The 17091-nt window shown below is 38.1% G+C and carries 13 protein-coding genes and 1 other annotated feature; of the genes, 2 read left to right on the plus strand and 11 right to left on the minus strand.

All coding sequences use genetic code 11. The annotated features are described in order from the left end of the window. Positions 1 to 11 precede the first annotated feature (11 nt). The 7 genes from ISU02_RS14485 to ISU02_RS14515 all read right to left on the minus strand — a co-directional run bounded on the left by ISU02_RS14485 (position 12) and on the right by ISU02_RS14515 (position 8880). Positions 12 to 971: a thiamine pyrophosphate-dependent dehydrogenase E1 component subunit alpha gene (locus ISU02_RS14485; RefSeq protein WP_194702557.1), complete on the minus strand. Its 960-nt coding sequence runs from the start codon at positions 969 to 971 to the stop codon at positions 12 to 14. 755 nt (positions 972 to 1726) lie between these two features. Further along, positions 1727 to 2332, minus strand: a complete 606-nt coding sequence (locus ISU02_RS14490) for a 50S ribosomal protein L25 (RefSeq protein WP_194702558.1) — start codon at positions 2330 to 2332, stop codon at positions 1727 to 1729. 103 nt (positions 2333 to 2435) lie between these two features. Beyond that, complete coding sequence (locus ISU02_RS14495) at positions 2436 to 3887, minus strand: DEAD/DEAH box helicase (protein WP_194702559.1); 1452 nt, start codon at positions 3885 to 3887, stop codon at positions 2436 to 2438. Positions 3888 to 4048: 161 nt separating this feature from the next. Further along, positions 4049 to 4876 carry a mechanosensitive ion channel family protein gene (locus ISU02_RS14500; RefSeq protein WP_194702560.1) on the minus strand — a complete coding sequence of 276 codons (828 nt, stop codon included), beginning with the start codon at positions 4874 to 4876 and terminating at the stop codon, positions 4049 to 4051. A gap of 61 nt (positions 4877 to 4937) precedes the next feature. Continuing rightward, positions 4938 to 5759 carry a histidinol-phosphatase HisJ family protein gene (locus ISU02_RS14505; RefSeq protein WP_194702561.1) on the minus strand — a complete coding sequence of 274 codons (822 nt, stop codon included), beginning with the start codon at positions 5757 to 5759 and terminating at the stop codon, positions 4938 to 4940. 170 nt (positions 5760 to 5929) lie between these two features. After that, positions 5930 to 6193, minus strand: a complete 264-nt coding sequence (locus tag ISU02_RS14510) for a metal-sensing transcriptional repressor (protein ID WP_194702562.1) — start codon at positions 6191 to 6193, stop codon at positions 5930 to 5932. Then, positions 6193 to 8880: a heavy metal translocating P-type ATPase gene (locus tag ISU02_RS14515; protein ID WP_228727828.1), complete on the minus strand. Its 2688-nt coding sequence runs from the start codon at positions 8878 to 8880 to the stop codon at positions 6193 to 6195. Before ISU02_RS14515 ends, ISU02_RS14510 begins: the two co-directional genes overlap by 1 nt. 219 nt (positions 8881 to 9099) lie before the next feature. On the opposite strand from ISU02_RS14515, the gene ISU02_RS14520 reads away from it, so the two are divergent. Continuing rightward, positions 9100 to 10350, plus strand: coding sequence for an NAD(P)-dependent oxidoreductase (locus ISU02_RS14520; protein ID WP_194702563.1), 1251 nt, complete (start codon positions 9100 to 9102; stop codon positions 10348 to 10350). Between the two features lie 158 nt (positions 10351 to 10508). On the opposite strand, the gene leuS is transcribed toward ISU02_RS14520, so the two are convergent. From leuS to ISU02_RS14540, 4 genes are all read right to left on the minus strand, one after another. Then, positions 10509 to 12917 carry a leucine--tRNA ligase gene (gene leuS / locus ISU02_RS14525; RefSeq protein WP_194702564.1) on the minus strand — a complete coding sequence of 803 codons (2409 nt, stop codon included), beginning with the start codon at positions 12915 to 12917 and terminating at the stop codon, positions 10509 to 10511. A 140-nt stretch (positions 12918 to 13057) separates the two neighbouring features. Next, positions 13058 to 13265: a binding site (T-box leader), on the minus strand. A 57-nt stretch (positions 13266 to 13322) separates the two neighbouring features. Continuing rightward, entirely contained in the window at positions 13323 to 13580 is a 258-nt protein-coding gene (locus ISU02_RS14530; RefSeq protein ID WP_194702565.1) for a YkuS family protein, read from the minus strand. Positions 13581 to 13665: 85 nt separating this feature from the next. Beyond that, complete coding sequence (locus ISU02_RS14535; RefSeq protein WP_194702566.1) at positions 13666 to 13911, minus strand: hypothetical protein; 246 nt, start codon at positions 13909 to 13911, stop codon at positions 13666 to 13668. Positions 13912 to 13913: 2 nt separating this feature from the next. After that, positions 13914 to 15884 carry an endonuclease MutS2 gene (locus tag ISU02_RS14540; RefSeq protein WP_194702567.1) on the minus strand — a complete coding sequence of 657 codons (1971 nt, stop codon included), beginning with the start codon at positions 15882 to 15884 and terminating at the stop codon, positions 13914 to 13916. Positions 15885 to 16488: 604 nt separating this feature from the next. Between ISU02_RS14540 and ISU02_RS14545 the strand changes: the two genes are divergently transcribed. Next, complete coding sequence (locus tag ISU02_RS14545; RefSeq protein WP_194702568.1) at positions 16489 to 17091, plus strand: flavin reductase family protein; 603 nt, start codon at positions 16489 to 16491, stop codon at positions 17089 to 17091.

Consider the following 17091-nt stretch of genomic DNA (forward strand, 5'->3'; position numbering starts at 1 on the left):
ATATTTCCTCCTTATGCATATACATCGTCAAGCAAACTTTCAATTGGCGGGTTTGGGCTTTCCTCAGCAAATTTGACCGCTAATTCAATTTCTTCATATGCTTTTTTCTTAATTTTATCAAGTTGTGCTTTGGTGAAAATTTTATCTTTAATCATTTTGTCTTCAAATCTCTTAATAGGACACTTTTCTTTCCACGCTTCAATTTCTGCTTTTGTTCGATACACATTCGCATCACTCTTTGAATGACCTAACCAGCGATATGTCTTACTTTCAACAAGTACAGGTCCATTGCCTTTGCGACAATGCTCTACTGCTTCTGAAACCGTTTTGTGCACTTCAAGTACATCATTACCATCTACTATATAACCAGGAATGCCATAAGAACTTGCTCTGTCTGCAATATCAGTAATATTCATATGCTTTTCTATGGATGTTGACATGCCGTATAGATTGTTTTCGCAGAAAAAAACAACAGGCAACTTCCACACACTTGCTAAATTCAATGCCTCATGAAAACTGCCTTCATTCGCTGCGCCGTCACCAAAAAAACATAAAACAACTTTTCCTGTTTTTTGATACTGTTGTGTCATTGCAGCACCAACAGCAATACCGTGACCACCTCCAACAACACCATTTGCACCTAAATTACCCGCTTCAACATCTGCAATATGCATTGAACCGCCTTTACCTTTACAATAGCCATTATATTTACCAAGCAGTTCTGCCATCATTTTATTAAGATCAATGCCTTTTCCGATAACTTGGCTGTGTCCACGATGCGTTGAAGTAATTAGATCATCATCATTTAACGCCATACAAGCACCTACTGCGGAACCCTCTTCTCCCACAGAAAGATGTGTTGTTCCATGCACCATTCCTCTTGCAAAAAAATAACTTACTTTTTCTTCAAATGCACGAGCTTCGTTCATTCTTTGATACATAATTGAAAGCTCTTTTTTTTCTAACTTCATACTATACCTCCTTTTAAATAAATAAGATTCTTTAAAAAGATTCAAGAATCACTTATTCGAGTATGTTTTTGCATAACTGTTTTTTTATTTTTCTCAAACTTTTTACTTTTTTCACCAAAATGCGTAACAAAACAGTTATTGCAAACAAAATCCGTTACACAACTATTGCTAATTTATTACATTGAATATAGGCTTAATTTCGTTTTTCTTTCAGACACATTTTGGATCATCTCACAAGAAGCCTTGTGTAGTTGTTCTACTCATCAAAATTCTCTATGAAATTAATTTCAATCATGAATTTAATTTCATATTAATTATATGTATTATGATCTTGTTTGTCAAGCAGAAGAAAAAGACATAATTCACCGATTTTTATGCCGTGAAAAGCATTTGAACACACATTTCAATAATGTTCTCAACTTAAAAAAAGGACTCAATTTTTTTATTGAGTCCTTTTTTATCCACATGTATATGTTTTACTTTAAGTTTAAGGGGGATAACAACATTCGAGTCATCTTTCGATGCCTCGAAACGATTTTCGCTGACGCTGTTTGAGGGTGAACATTCCTCATCACAGCTTTCGGCTCAAATCTTGCATACAACAACATTCGAGTCATCTTTCGATGCCTCGAAACGATTTTCGCTGACGCTGTTTGAGGGTGAACATTCCTCATCACAGCTTTCGGCTCAAATCTTGTTGTTTAAAAAAAAACGCCTATTGTCTATTGACTATAAGCGTTTTATGAGCGTATCCATTATTCTTTTTCTGCAACAAATTGTGTGGGTTCACTAGAGCTATCATCTTCTACTTCTAATTTAACTTTTGGATGTGAAACAGATACAATCACTTGGTCATGAACATCACCATCATGATCGTTTTGAACTTCTAAGTAGCTTGGAATTTCCAAATCAGAGAGCAAAATAGTATCGCCAACAGATGCTTTTGATAAATCGTATTCAATATCCGATGGTGTTTCGTCTATAGGGTATTTACAATCAATCTCATGTGTCATTTGTTGTACAACATAACCTTTCCCTTCAAGAAGCTCTTTGCCAATAATATGAATTTGAATTTTAGCATGAATTTTGTCATTTGCTGAAACTCTCAAAAGATCGAAATGCATAATTTTTTCAGGTGTAAGTATCTCTCTTTGAAGATCTTTAATGTATACTTTATGTGTTTCCCCAGCGAATTCACATGCAAATACAGCACTTTGACCCATTTTTTCATACGTTTTATGGAAATCCTTACGGTCCACCTTAATTTTAGAAGGCTCAATGCCATTTCCATAGATCACACCTGCTACCATGCCTTGTTTCTTGACTTCTTTGTTCGACTCTTCTCTTAAAATAACTTTCATGATAAGACTCCTTTCAATATAGGTTTACATAATTGATACCTATCTCTTTAGTATAACCTATTTTAAGCAAGAATACATGTTTTTTATAAATACCGTCAAAATTTTAGTCCCTATTAATAACTTTACTAACTTTCCTTATTCTCCCTTTGATCGGTTTGTTTTGAAGGGCTTTAAGGACATAGGTCCCTTTATTATTGAGGATTTCTACATATGTTGAAATATCCATTATATTGATAATGCCGATATCAGAAGCATCTATTTCCTCTAGACTGCAAAGTGCCCCCACCACATCCACTGCTCTCATCTTGGTCTTCTTGCCTGCATTAATATGAATTTTTAAGATCCCTTCATTGACTTCAACGCCTTTAATTTCTTTTGGTTCTGGTGAGACCAGCATTTTTTCATCAAAAGCTTCTTGGCAGCTTAAAATTTCGGTTTCACTTGGCCTATCGCCACGAGGAATCTCTGACTTAATATACGCATGCACTTCTCTGAGCAATTTCTGATCCGCAGGAGATACAAAGGTAATCGCCTTTCCAGAATTGCCGATACGTCCTGTACGTCCGATTCGATGTACATAGCTCTCACTCTTATTTGGCACATCGTAATTAATGACAAGCTCTATTTGATCGATGTCAATGCCTCTAGCTGCCACATCAGTTGCAATTAAATATCTGAATTCACCTTTTCTGAATTTTTCAATCACCTTGATACGATCAGTCTGTTCCATGCCACCATGTAATTTTTCCACCATAAAATCTTCATCCATTAAAGTTCTAAAAATGTCATCTACCTTCTGCTGCGTATTGCAAAATAGGATTAAGCTATCTGGATTTTCTGTAATCAAAATATCTTTTAAAAGGCCTTTTTTTTGGTTTTCTTCTACTTCTATACGATACTGTAAAATACGATCAATCACAGGATCTGTGGATTCTATTTCAATCAATACAGGATCATTAAGTTGTGTTTCACAAAGTTTCTTAATATTGTCAGGCATAGTTGCAGAGAGTACCACTGTGACGCGATTGGATGGCAGCTCATTTAAAATCGCTTCCACTTGCTCAAAGAAGCCCATTTTAAGCATCTCATCAGCTTCATCAATCACGAGATATTTAAGCATGGATGTATCCAAAGTGCCACGTTCTATATGGTCCATTACTCTGCCTGGAGTACCCACCACGACATGTGTCTTTTGTTTGAGCTCTTTTTCCTGGAACCGAAAAGGGGATCTGCCATAAAGTGCCGATACCTTTATACGCTTAAATCGGCCTAGATGAAAGACATCATCTTTAACCTGTATAGCAAGTTCCCTTGTAGGTGTTAATATGAGTGCTTGGGGTTTATTCTCTTCCCAATCCACAAGTTCACAGACTGGAATTGCAAAAGCAGCGGTCTTGCCACTGCCTGTTTGAGATCTTACAATAACGTCTTTTCCTTCAAGCACTAAAGGCATCACACTTTCTTGAACTTGTGTTGGTGCCTCGAACTTCATCAGCTTAACGGCTTTCAGAATTGTTTCGCTAAGTGCAAAATCATTAAATTTCATATTTGTCATTTTTTACTCTTTCTTTTGATTAAAGTGTCCAAAATCAAAAATTGAGTAACCATCTGTCATATGATGTATTTGCAGAAAATACGCGCTACAACATATTGCAGATGGTCCATGCAAAACTGACTTTTGGCACTTTAATGCCCTTTGGATTTAAATGCTTTCTTTTACTTGGATGGCTGATCCAATGCTTGTGTCTGAACGACCATATGCGGATACGGAATTTCAATGCCCGCCTTGTCAAATGCTTCTTTTACTTCTTCTTGAGTCGTAAAGAAAACATCCCAATAATTCTCTGACGCCACCCAGACTCTCACTTTAAAATCTAATGAACTGGCACCATGATTCGCAAGTCTTACAAAAGGCTCTGGTGTCTTCAGAATCAGTTCATTGCGTTCGATGACTTCCAGTATCACTTTCTTAACCGTCTTAATATCCGCATCATAACTTACGCCAAAGTCAAAGTCAACCCGACGTTCAGAATGCTCACTATAATTGATCAGCGAGCTGTTTGCCAAACCACTATTAGGGATGATCACCGCTTTGTTATCAGGTGTGGTTAGATGTGTGTAAAAAAGACCAATATCTCTAACGGTGCCCGCATGACCATTGCCCTCAATATAATCCCCTACTCTAAAAGGTCTGAGAAATATAATGAGAACGCCTCCTGCTAAATTGGATAAACTGCCTTGTAATGCCAAGCCTACTGCAAGGCCAGCAGTACCAAGAATGGCTACAAAAGATGTTATTTGAACCCCAAGCTGTAGAATAGCAGTGATGACCACGAGTCCTTTAAGCCCCATCCTTGTTGCTGAACTTAAAAAAGATTTGAGCGTTGGATCAATTTTGATAAAATTTTTGCCTCTGTTGAGTCTGTAGTCTATCAGATTGACGACCTTAAAACCAATGATTAAGATTAATATACCGGATAGTGCCTTGAAGCCCAATGTCATCATTGACGTCTTAAATGCTTCAATCATACTTAAAGTAACCATAATGTACCCCCTCTTTTTTTGAGTATGCGTTCATCCTCATATGCTTTTTTATAAGTCTTATTTAATAGAGTAGTGATTTGATGCTGTGATATTTAGGTTTCAGCTCTTCAAAAGTGCACACATATTTGAAGCCGATCGCATCTAACAGTTGCAGGTTTTCATCATGCAATGTCCCTATGTGTTCTGGCGTGTGCGCATCACTGCCCAGTGTGATCACTTCTCCTTTAAGGGATTTATAAAACTTTAAAATTTCATCTGAAGGATTATTACTCATTAAGTTGTATTTAAAATACCCCCCTGAATTGACTTCAATCCCTTTTTCGTTCTGAATTAAATGTTTAAAAAGCATCTCTATTTGGTCAAAATAAGGTCTAATAGGTTCTGATTTTAAAGGTTCCCAGTATCTTAAATATAAATCTAAATGTCCTAAAACACTAAAATCATCTAATTGTATCACACTTTTATAATACGCATCGTAATATTCTCTGAGCGCTTGTGCATTTGTCCTTGTTTTGAAATACTTCTTGTTATAGAGATCTTTACAGTCAACGGTGTGAAGCGATGCAATGATAAAGTCAAAGGGATACTGTTTGATAAGCTTATTACATCGCTCTGCAAGATGAGGTTGAATGCCGAGTTCGACACCAGCGTGAAGTTTTATTTTACTTTGATATTGCTCTTTAAGCGTCTTTATAGCCTCAAAATACTGATCTAGGTCAAAATCCCAATCATTTATAACGCCATCTTCATCATAATCATAATCGATATGATCTGTGATTGCCAAATGTGTGATGCCCTTCTCTATAGCACCTTTTACCATATCTTCAATAGGTGCTTGGGAATCATTAGAAAAACTACTGTGCGCGTGAAAATCTATTTTCATAATATGCCTCCTTGAATGCTATTATTGTATTAAAAAATAACTGAAATGACAACAAAAACTAATCTCCAAAGCAAAAAGAACGCATAGGCGACTTTTAATAATAGTGCCTATCCGTTCCTTTTATATTTTCCCCAAATGGCATACAAACATATGGCTTTCATTTGGCTTTTTTATTTATAGTATTTATCCAATATGCTTATGATCTCTTCAATTTTTTCATCGCCATTGTCATTTTCAAAAGCTTCTTTAACACAAGTTTGCATATGTGTTTTAAGAATATTCTGATTTGCTTTTTTCAGCAAGGCCTGTGCTGCCAGTATCTGCTTCGAGATATCAATGCAATAACGGTCATTATCAATCATTTTGATAATGCCTTCAATTTGTCCTTTTGAAGTCTTTAAGAGTTTCAACACTTCGGATCTGTCCTTATGCATTACTTCACTTCCACAACTTCATAACCAGCCTCTTCCACGGCAGTTTTTAGGATCACATCATCCACGTCAGAACTCAAAGTGACAAATGCCTTTTTTTCTTCCAATGCGACTTCAGCATTTTCTACGCCTTCAAGACCATTGAGAGCCTTTTCTACTCTCATCTTGCAATGCCCACAGCTCATACCTTCAATCAACATTTCTTTTTTCATTTCATTGTCCTCCTGAATTTTAATTTCATTTTTAATTCGTGTTTCATTTGTTTTCAACTCTAAATCTGTCTTCAATTCCAGTTTGCTCTCATTTTGTTCTTGATCATCACGTTTATCTTCATCGTGAGCGATGGGCGCGTTTTCAGATAGAACTTGATTTTGTACTTCATCTCTAAATGAATACGTCTCATAAACTTTTGTTGAAGCACCACTTCTATAATGCTTTTCAGGTTTAAATCCTCTCAATCTAAGTGCATTCATGACAACTGTGAATGAACTCAAACTCATGGCTGCAGCTGCAAACATAGGATTCAGTTTAAAACCAAAAGACAAATAGAAGACGCCTGCTGCAACCGGAATACCCAACACATTGTAAAAGAAAGCCCAAAAGAGATTTTGTTTAATATTTCGAATCGTTTTGCGGCTGAGCTCAATAGCGGTTACCACATCTCTCAAATCACTTTTCATGAGCACGATATCTGCTGACTCAATTGCAATATCTGTCCCATTGCCAATGGCAATACCAATATCCGCCAGTGCAAGCGCAGGAGAATCGTTAATGCCATCTCCTACCATAGCTACTTTTCGACCTTCTGACATCAATTTCTCAACAACTTTTGCCTTTTCATGTGGAAAGACTTCTGCATAGGCTTTGGGAATTCCAAGTTGTCTTTGAATACTTTCAGCCGTTTTTTTGTGATCTCCGGTGAGCATAATCACGTCAATACCAGCTGCCATAAGTGCGTGAATGGCCTCTTCACTATTGGGTTTTGGAACATCCATCATACCGATAATCCCTGTGAGCTCATGCTCTTTGGCAATAAACATCGGCGTTTTTCCCATGCTTGTGAGCTGGTCAAAGGCTTCACGATAATGATCCATACTGATCTTATTTTGATTCATAAGTGCTTCATTGCCAATGAGCCACTTTGAATCCTTAATTTGAGCGCTAAGGCCCAATCCTGAAAGCGATTCGAATTCAGGTACTTCTATAAGGGATATGCCCTTTTCATCTGCAAAACGAATAATTCCTTCTGCAAGTGGATGCTCCGATTTTTCTTCAATGCTCGCTACGATTTGTAATAAATCATTTTCTGGTATTTCATATGAAATCACATCTGTAACCGTGGGTTTTCCCTCTGTGATTGTACCTGTTTTATCTAAGACCACTGTATCGATCAAATGCGTATTTTCAAGTGCAACACCACCTTTGATCAAAATGCCGTATTCTGCTCCTTTTCCAGTCCCCACCATAATAGCTGTTGGTGTGGCAAGACCAAGCGCACAAGGACAGGATATAACCAAAATCGTAATGGCAATGCTCATTGAAAATACAAAAGAGTATCCAAGTAGCACCCACACTATGAAGCCCAATAACGCCAGTCCCAATACTGCTGGCACGAAAATACTGCTAATCTGATCTGCAATTTTCGCAATAGGTGCTTTTTTACCCTGAGCCTCTTGCACGAGTTTTATAATCTGAGAAAGCATTGTGTTATTCCCAACACGTTCCGCTTTCATTTTAAAATACCCACTCTTATTGAGACTTGCACCAATAACCTGCTCACCAATGCCTTTGGAAACAGGAATACTCTCACCAGTTAACATCGATTCATCTATGGCTGATTCGCCTTCTATGATCATGCCGTCAACCGGTATGGTGGCACCGGGTTTTACGACGAGAATATCATCCACTTTTACGTCTTTAATATCGATCTCGTACGTTTTCCCCTCTTTAAACAGCAGTGCCGTTTGAGGCGATAGATCTATGAGCTTTTTAATGGCATCCGATGTCTTCGCTTTGGCTCTGGATTCAAGATACTTGCCCACAGTGATGAGCGTTAAAATCACCGCAGCTGATTCAAAGTACAAATCATTCACATATAGCATGGTAAGCGCCATATCGTGTTGAATCGTCCCAATCAAAATCTGGCTCAATGCAAAGAGACCGTATAGAATCGCCGCAGAGGTACCAATGGCAATTAAGGAGTCCATATTCGGATACCGTTTCCACAAGGTTTTAAAGCCTACAGTGTAAAAACTTCTCCCCATATAAACCACAGGCATTGTCAACAAGAGTTGTAAAACGCCAAAGGTTAAAGGTGCCTCATGCATGCTCATCCATTCGGGTAGTGGCAACCCAAGCATGTGCCCCATCGTGATGTACAATAAAGGCACTGTAAACAATAGAGAAATCTTCAATCGCTTTTCAAATGCCAATTTTTCCTCTTGATGCTTTTGTTCAATTTCCACTTTAATTTCATCAATGGACATCTCAGCGCCATAACCTGCTTTTTCCACAGCTTTGATAATGGCGTCTGAATCCAACTGTGCATTGTCATATACGACTTCCATTGTATTGGTAATGAGATTGACTTTAACTTCTCCAATCCCATCGAGCTTGGAAACACTTTTCTCTATGGCCAGTGAACAAGCTGCACATGTCATACCACTGACATTGTATTTTTCACTATTCATTTCAATCCCTCTTTTTCTTCTCAAGTTTGTGTCTGTTTGTAAATCTATACCCATTTACTTTTTGATTAACCACATACACCCCGGGTGGGGTGTCTTTGTCATTATTATATCTCGTTACTATGCATTTGTCAACTTCAATTGAGAAGAATTATCAGTTTACAGCAACCCTAATCTGTGGTAATATCTGTATTAAATTATTATTGAAAGAAGGTGTCCTACATGAGTCGTCATGAAATTTTAGAAGCCAAGCGCTGCCTCAAATGTAAAAACCCCCTTTGTGTTAAGGGATGCCCCGTCTCCACCAATATTCCAGAATTTATTAGGCTCTTTGAAGATAATCAAATTATGGCATCCGGCAAACTGCTCTTTGAAAACAATCCGCTTTCTGTGGTCTGTTCTCTCATTTGTCCGCATGAAAAACAGTGCGAAGGCCATTGCGTACTCAATAAAAAAGATCAACCGATCCACATCAGTTCAATAGAAAACTATGTATCGGACTATTATTTGACGGTTATGGATTATAAGATTTCAGAGAAAAAGGACCAAATGATTGCCATTATAGGTGCTGGACCAGCAGGACTTACCATTGCAATGACACTTGCCATTCAAGGTTATCATATTACTATTTTTGAAGCCAACGATAAAATTGGTGGTGTACTCAGGTATGGTGTCCCTGAATTCAGATTGCCCAATTCTATACTGGATCGCATTAAAGATAAACTGGTTGCCCTTGGTGTCATGATCAGACCCAATACGCTAATCGGCCCTAATATCACGCTGGATAATCTATTCGAAGATGGTTATGATGCGGTTTTCATTGGCACAGGTGTCTGGAAACCCAATAAACTCAAAATAAAAGGGGAGTCTCTTGGCAATGTACATTACGGCCTTGATTATCTTAGAAATCCTGAAGTCTACAATTTAGGTGACGACGTTTGTGTCATCGGTGCTGGTAATTCTGCCATGGATGTGGCGCGCACAGCACTTAGACATGGCAGTCGAAATGTCAGCATTGTCTACCGCAAAGATTTAGAAAGCATGCCTGCCAATGAACATGATCGTCAATATGCACAAGCGGATGGCGTCAAATTCGAATTTCAAAAGTCACCTTTTGAACTCACGTCATCTGGTTTGAAATATATTGAAACCTCATCCTATCTTGATGAAAATGGCAAAGTAAAATGGCAGGAACATGGCGATCGCCAAGGATTTATAAAAGCAGATTCCATTATCATTTCTGTTAGCCAAGGCCCACGCGATAACATCGTTGCCAATACTAAAAATATCGGGACAACTAAGTATGGATTAGTTATTACAGATGAATCCGGTCGTACCACCCGAGAAGGCGTTTTTGCGTCAGGTGACGTGGTTACAGGTGCAAAAACTGTTGTAGAAGCTGTTAAATATTCGAAATTGACTGCCGCTGCTATTGATGCCTATCTCAAATCAAAAAAAGAATCCAATTTGTAGGAACTTCCTCATATTCAGTTGAAGTGAAAACTAAAAATGCCTTAACGAAAGTCACACGGATTTTCATTAAGGCATTTTGTTTTTATTTTTGCTTTGCGCCAATTGCTCTTTTATGCTTACGCATTTACATTTTCTGCTGAATTCATTTCTTGCTTGCTTTATTTTACCACGATATTATAAATCTTACCTGGTACAAAAATCTCTTTTACAATTTTCTTACCTTCAGTAAATTGAATGATTTTGCTATCTTTCATCGCAAGGTTATGTGCATCTTCTGCAGTTGCATCAATTGCAATTGTAATCGTAGATCTTACTTTACCATTGATCTGAACTGCCATTTCAACCACGTCATCAATTACTTTTTCAGGGTCAAATTGAGGCCATTTTTGATCGACAATCATACCTTCAAATCCTAAAACAGACCACATTTCTTCTGTCATATGCGGCGACACAGGGTTCAGCATGATTAGGAAAGTCTTTATTTCCGCTTCATTGATATGATCCACTTTTTTGAATTCATTTAAAAGGGTCATAAGTGCTGCAATTGCCGTATTAAATTTTAGAGTTTCATAGTCCTCTGAAACTTTTTTGATCGTTTTATGCATTAATGTCTCAAGGGATTTCGAGTACGCTGTACCTTCAACAATGTTTTCTTGAAGATGCCATACACGGTCAAGGAATCTTCTACAACCTTTAACACTGTTATCTGACCAAGGGACACTTTTCTCAAAATCACCAATGAACATTTCGTACATTCTAAGCGTGTCTGCACCAAATTCTTGGATAATATCATCTGGGTTAACCACATTACCTCTTGATTTAGACATCTTCTCATTGTTCTCTCCAAGAATCATACCGTGAGAAGTTCTCTTCGCGTAAGGTTCTTTCGTGTTCACTGCACCAATATCAAATAGGAATTTATGCCAGAATCTTGAATACAACAAGTGAAGCGTTGTATGCTCCATGCCACCGTTATACCAATCCACAGGCATCCAGTAATTGAGCGATTCCATGCTTGCAAATGCATCGTCATTAAATGGATCGCAGTATCTTAGGAAATACCAGCTTGATCCAGCCCATTGAGGCATAGTATCAGTTTCTCTATGCGCAGGTCCTCCACATTTAGGACATGTGGTTTCAATCCAATCTTTCATAGTTGCAAGTGGTGATTCACCATTATCTGTTGGTTCATAACTTTCTACTTCTGGTAATGTAAGCGGAAGCTCTGATTCAGGGATCGTCACCCAGCCACAAGTCGGACAGCTCACAAGTGGCATTGGCTCTCCCCAATATCTCTGTCTTGAGAACACCCAATCTCTGAGTTTAAAGTTAACGCGTTTGGCACCAAGACCTTTTTCCTCGAGGAAAGACGCAATTTTCTCCTTAGCTTCGGGCACTCTTAGGCCGTTGATAATATCAGAATTGACAATCACACCATTGGCATTATCTGTGTAAGCACCTTCTTCAACATTGCCACCAGATACAACTTCCACGATAGGTAAATTAAATTCTTTAGCAAAATCCCAGTCTCTTGCATCATGTCCTGGTACAGCCATAATGGCACCCGTTCCATAACTCATCAATACATAATCAGAAATCCAGATTGGAATTTCCTTTTGTGTTGCAGGATTGATGGCACTGATGCCTTCAATTTCAACACCTGTTTTATCTTTATTCATTTCAGTTCTTTCAAAATCAGATTTGCGCTTTGCTTCTTCTCTATAAGCATTCAAAGCCTCTAAATTTTTAATTTGATCTGCATGTTCTCTGATCAATGGATGTTCAGGGCTGATAACCATATAAGTTGCCCCATAAATTGTATCCGGTCTAGTGGTAAAGACTCTAAGAATGTCATCTGTTGTGGTTTTAAAGTCAATCTCCATCCCGATAGACTTGCCAATCCAGTTTTTTTGTTGAATTTTCACACGCTCAATATAATCCAGATCATCAAGATCATCGATTAAGCGATCTGCATATTCTGTGATTTTAAGCATCCACTGTGATTTCGAACGCTTAACCACTTCGCCGCCGCATCGCTCACATACACCGCCGACGACTTCTTCATTTGCAAGTCCAACCTTACATGAAGTACACCAGTTAATGTCCATTTCCTTTTTATAAGCTAAACCGTGTTCAAACAACTTAATAAAAATCCATTGTGTCCACTTGTAATAATTAGGATCAGTCGTGTTGATTTCTCTTGACCAGTCAAATGATAAACCAAGACTTTTCAATTGCTCTTTGAATCTAATGATATTCTGTTCAGTGACGGTTGCAGGATGAATGTGATTTTTAATCGCATAATTTTCTGTCGGCAAACCAAAAGCATCCCAGCCCATTGTATAGAGAACATTATAGCCTTCAAGTCTTCTCTTTCGAGCAACGATGTCAAGTGCCGTGTAAGGTCTAGGATGACCCACATGTAAACCCTGACCTGATGGATAAGGGAATTCTACTAAAGGGTAGTATTTGGGTTTTGTAAAGTCATTGTAGGCTTTAAAACATTCCTTCTCATCCCACTTCTCTTGCCATTTCTTTTCGATGGCTTTATGTTGATAATCGTGCATGGTAAATCTCCTCCCTATCTTTTCTTGATGTATCCAATGCTTTAAAATTTTACGTTTTGAATCCATTTTTTAATCGTAATTCATTGACCCCAAATTGCGAATTTATTGTTGTGAATTTATTACAGAAAAAAAGCCCTTCGTTTAGAGACGAAGGGCTCGCGTTACCACTCTAATTGATACTTCATCGAAATATCCACTCATAAACCGATATCGAGGTTATCCGTTTGACACTACTCAGTTCATGTCAACAGCTCCAAGACGAGTTCAGATTTTCTTACAACCCCATTTCACCAACCAGAGGCTCTCTACATATAATACAATCTTACTACTTCTCTTCAACACTTTACATTATGCATTGTATTATAATATAATCTCTGATTAATTTCAAGTCATGAACGCATTTCCTTATGCCCTAGGTGCATATTTTTCCACGTACTTCACAACTTGCTCTTGTGACAGCTTCGTTGCGTCAATTACAACCATTGCGCTGTCACCTTCCCCCATGAAACTGATCGGTTCAATTTCTTCATACTCCTGATCAACATCATTAATGATCGTCACTTTAATATCCGTTCCACCCTCTCTATATGGTACTACCGTGTAACCTTTTCCCTTAAGAGTGTCCATGATATTACCCAACCCAGTTTGTACAGCTATTTTCATAACGCCACCTCCAAAATATTATATTGAATATTTACCCAAATATCCTTTCTAAACACTTGATTGCAAAAGTTTTTGTGTCTATTTTTTAACGCTTCAAATTTTTTTGTTTTTTTTCATTGCCCCTTTTAAAATTACCTGTCACTTTAGCCAAAATCAGCTGAGCATCATGCTCAGAAGCATTTCTAAGTCTCTCCAAAATTTTCTTACTCGCCTGATCTTTTAAAATCATGACCTCTTTTCCACGCCAACTGATAAATAATTTTCCATTCTTTGATACTCTATAGTCAAAGATGCCCTCTTCTAATTTACCTCTTGCATCTACAGATTTCATGACTACTCCTCTCTTATGATCAATACATCCTCTTTGCCTTTACGAACTCTCTTCTCCGTTTTCCTAAACGCTTTCGTCTTAGTGACGATGTCCATATCATAATCTTCAGGATAGAGCTCATCAGATTTAATATGAAGAGATAATCTTTTATGGTTGATTTTAAATTTTTTGCCCATGACCTGAACAGTGATATCCCCTCTTTGATCTTCTGTTGCCACAACAATGCCGTTGCGCTTCATGGTATGAATGTAAACAGAATCTCCAATTTTAAATTTCGGTGTTCTGCGTTTCACCAATTTTGTGGCCATTTGGGTATTGGGTTTCGCCCTTTCATGCTGATCAACTTCTGGTTCATTTTTTACTGTTGATGAAACTTCATGTGTCTGTCTATGCTTATACTCTTTGAGTTTATCTCTAAAATCACTTGTTGGTTTACTGTGCACCGATGTCTTTTGAGTTTTATAGGCCACCTCATGCGCACGCTCTATCAATTCGTCATCCATCCCCAATCGAAGTGCAATCAAAAGGGCATTACTTTCGCCCGATTCACCTATAATAAGCTTATATTCAGGTTTTAGTGACATCAAATTGAAAGCCATGCTACCATTTAGAAATAAAGGATGATTATTGGCAAAGTCCTTTATCTCATTGTAATGCGTTGAAGCCAATATCGTTGCCGCTTTCTTGCTCAAAGCCTCAAGCACTGCTATCCCAATTCCCATGCCCTCGGTTGGATCTGTTCCGGCACCAATCTCATCTAAGATAACCAAACTGTTCCGTGTCGCCTGATGAATGATTTTGATGATGTTGGTAATATGTGCTGAAAAAGTACTCAAATTTTGTGCAATACTTTGTCCATCTCCAATGTCACATAGCACTTGATCATAAATGGGCAATACTGTGCCTGCATCACATGGAATTTGAAGACCAGCCTGAGTCATCAACACAAATAAGCCAACAGTCTTCATTGTGACTGTTTTCCCCCCTGTGTTTGGGCCTGTTATGACCAGATGCCTTTTAGGTACTGATATTGTGAGATTAAGTGGTACTGCGTTTTCCCCCAAAAGCGGATGTCTGCCATTGATGATTTGAATAGTGCCGTCTTGTGTTATAAGTGCAGAAATCCCATTCATGCGTCGACTCAGTTTCCCCTTTGCAAATATAAAGTCATAGTGTGTCATCACTTCATAATTTATTTCAATAGCTCTCATTTCAGACGCAATTTGATTGCTCAAAGTGGATAGAATCTTATAAACTTCCTGTTCCTCATCTCCCCTGAGCGCAGTTATTTCAGCTTGTAATTTTTGGACGGCAGCTGGTTCTATGAAAACCGTCCCCCCTGATCTTGAGCGATCTAGTACATTGCCATCAAAGGATTTTTTATGTTCACTCTTAATCGGTACTACATATCGACCATCTCTTTGACTCACTATGGCATCTGCAAACATATGTTGATAACCAGAGCTGGTTAAAAATTGATTGAGCTTTTGCTTAATGCGATCTTCAATTTCCGTTATCTTTTTTCTAATTTTATAAAGATTTTGTGTTGCACGATCATCTACCTGTCCATGCACAATTGCATGGGCAATAGCCTCTGAAAGTGATTCTAACTTTGAAATATCATCGGCATAAGTGACGATCTGTGGTGCAACAAGCGCCTTATCACTCATAAATCGAGTCATGCGTTGGCAATCTTTAAGAAAGTATCCTACTGATTCCAATGCCTTTGGTCTCAATATCTCTTGCCTTTTGAGCTTCTCAAGGGCCTGTTGAATCCCTTCGAGTCCATTGACGGGAACACTGGTATTCATCTTTAAGACTTCGTTGGCTTCACTGGTTTCGTTAAGGTGTCGCTGAATAAGAACTGGATCTGTCATCAACTTGAGTGCCTCTATTTGAGATTTTGCAGCCTCTGAGATTGCAAGTTCTTTCAATTTTTCCACGATTACATTAAATTCTAGTGCTTTGTTCATAATAATACCTCCTTGTAAATTGATCCATGTTTGTCAAATTTTGCATACAACAACATTTGAGCCATCTCTCGATGCCTCAAAACGATTTTCGCTGACGCAGCTTTCGGCTCAAATCTTGTTGTTAAAAAAAAAAGGATGTAGAATCACTTCTACATCCTCGATAGCAATTTAAATGCCTCTTTTGCACCACGGAGATTCGTCCAGTATAGTTTTGTCCTCTTTAATCAACTTATGAATTGAGGCGCCTCAACTCAAACAGAACAAATATTTACGAACTCATGAAGGTTCACCCACTGGAGCCTTCAAAATCTATTTTGGGGTACAAAAAAACCGTGCTTAGCACGGCAATTACAGGAATTGTAACGGTGTTCTAAACAGAAATGATTGGGTAAAATGGTTCAACAAAAAAACCCTTTTTGGGGCACCATCTTACACCAAATATCAAATTACTTGTTTAGAACCTGAACACTCATCAAAATACCTCTGAAAATTCGACTTTTTTATACTATATACTCCTATTATACACAAGTTATTTAGTCTTGCAAATAAAATATGATATAATTAAAGAGATACTAATTTAATTTTAAAATAAGGATGTCATAATATGGGAAAAATCACTTGGAAACCTGGAACCATGGTATATCCAGTTCCTGCTGCTATGGTAAGTTGCGGTACACTGGAATCACCCAATATAATCACGATTGCTTGGACGGGTACAATCTGTAGCACCCCGCCGATGACTTATGTGTCCGTTCGTAAAGAACGCTATTCTTATGACTTAATCAAAGAGGGGCAATGTTTCGTCATCAATTTAACAACCAAAGCCTTAGTGCACGCCACTGATTTCTGCGGCGTAAAATCAGGCAAAGATATAGATAAATTTAAAACGACAGGACTCACACCTACTGCTTCCGCTAAAGTTAGTGCGCCATCTATTCTCGAATCTCCAGTCAATATTGAATGTGTGGTTAAAGAGATCAAAGAGCTGGGATCTCACGATATGTTTCTAGCAGAAGTCGTCAGTGTCACCATTGATGATCAATACCTCGATAAAACAGGTAAATTAAGGCTTGATCTAGCCGAGATGATTTGCTATAGTCATGGCGCTTATTATAGTTTAGGCAGTTTATTAGGCACCTTTGGTTATTCAGTTGCCAAAAAAAACAAGTCTAAACGTCCGTCTAAAAAAAGACGCCCTAAGAAATGA

It is taken from the genome of Fusibacter ferrireducens (assembly GCF_015352425.1).
GTDB classification, from domain to species: domain Bacteria; phylum Bacillota; class Clostridia; order Peptostreptococcales; family Acidaminobacteraceae; genus Fusibacter_A; species Fusibacter_A ferrireducens.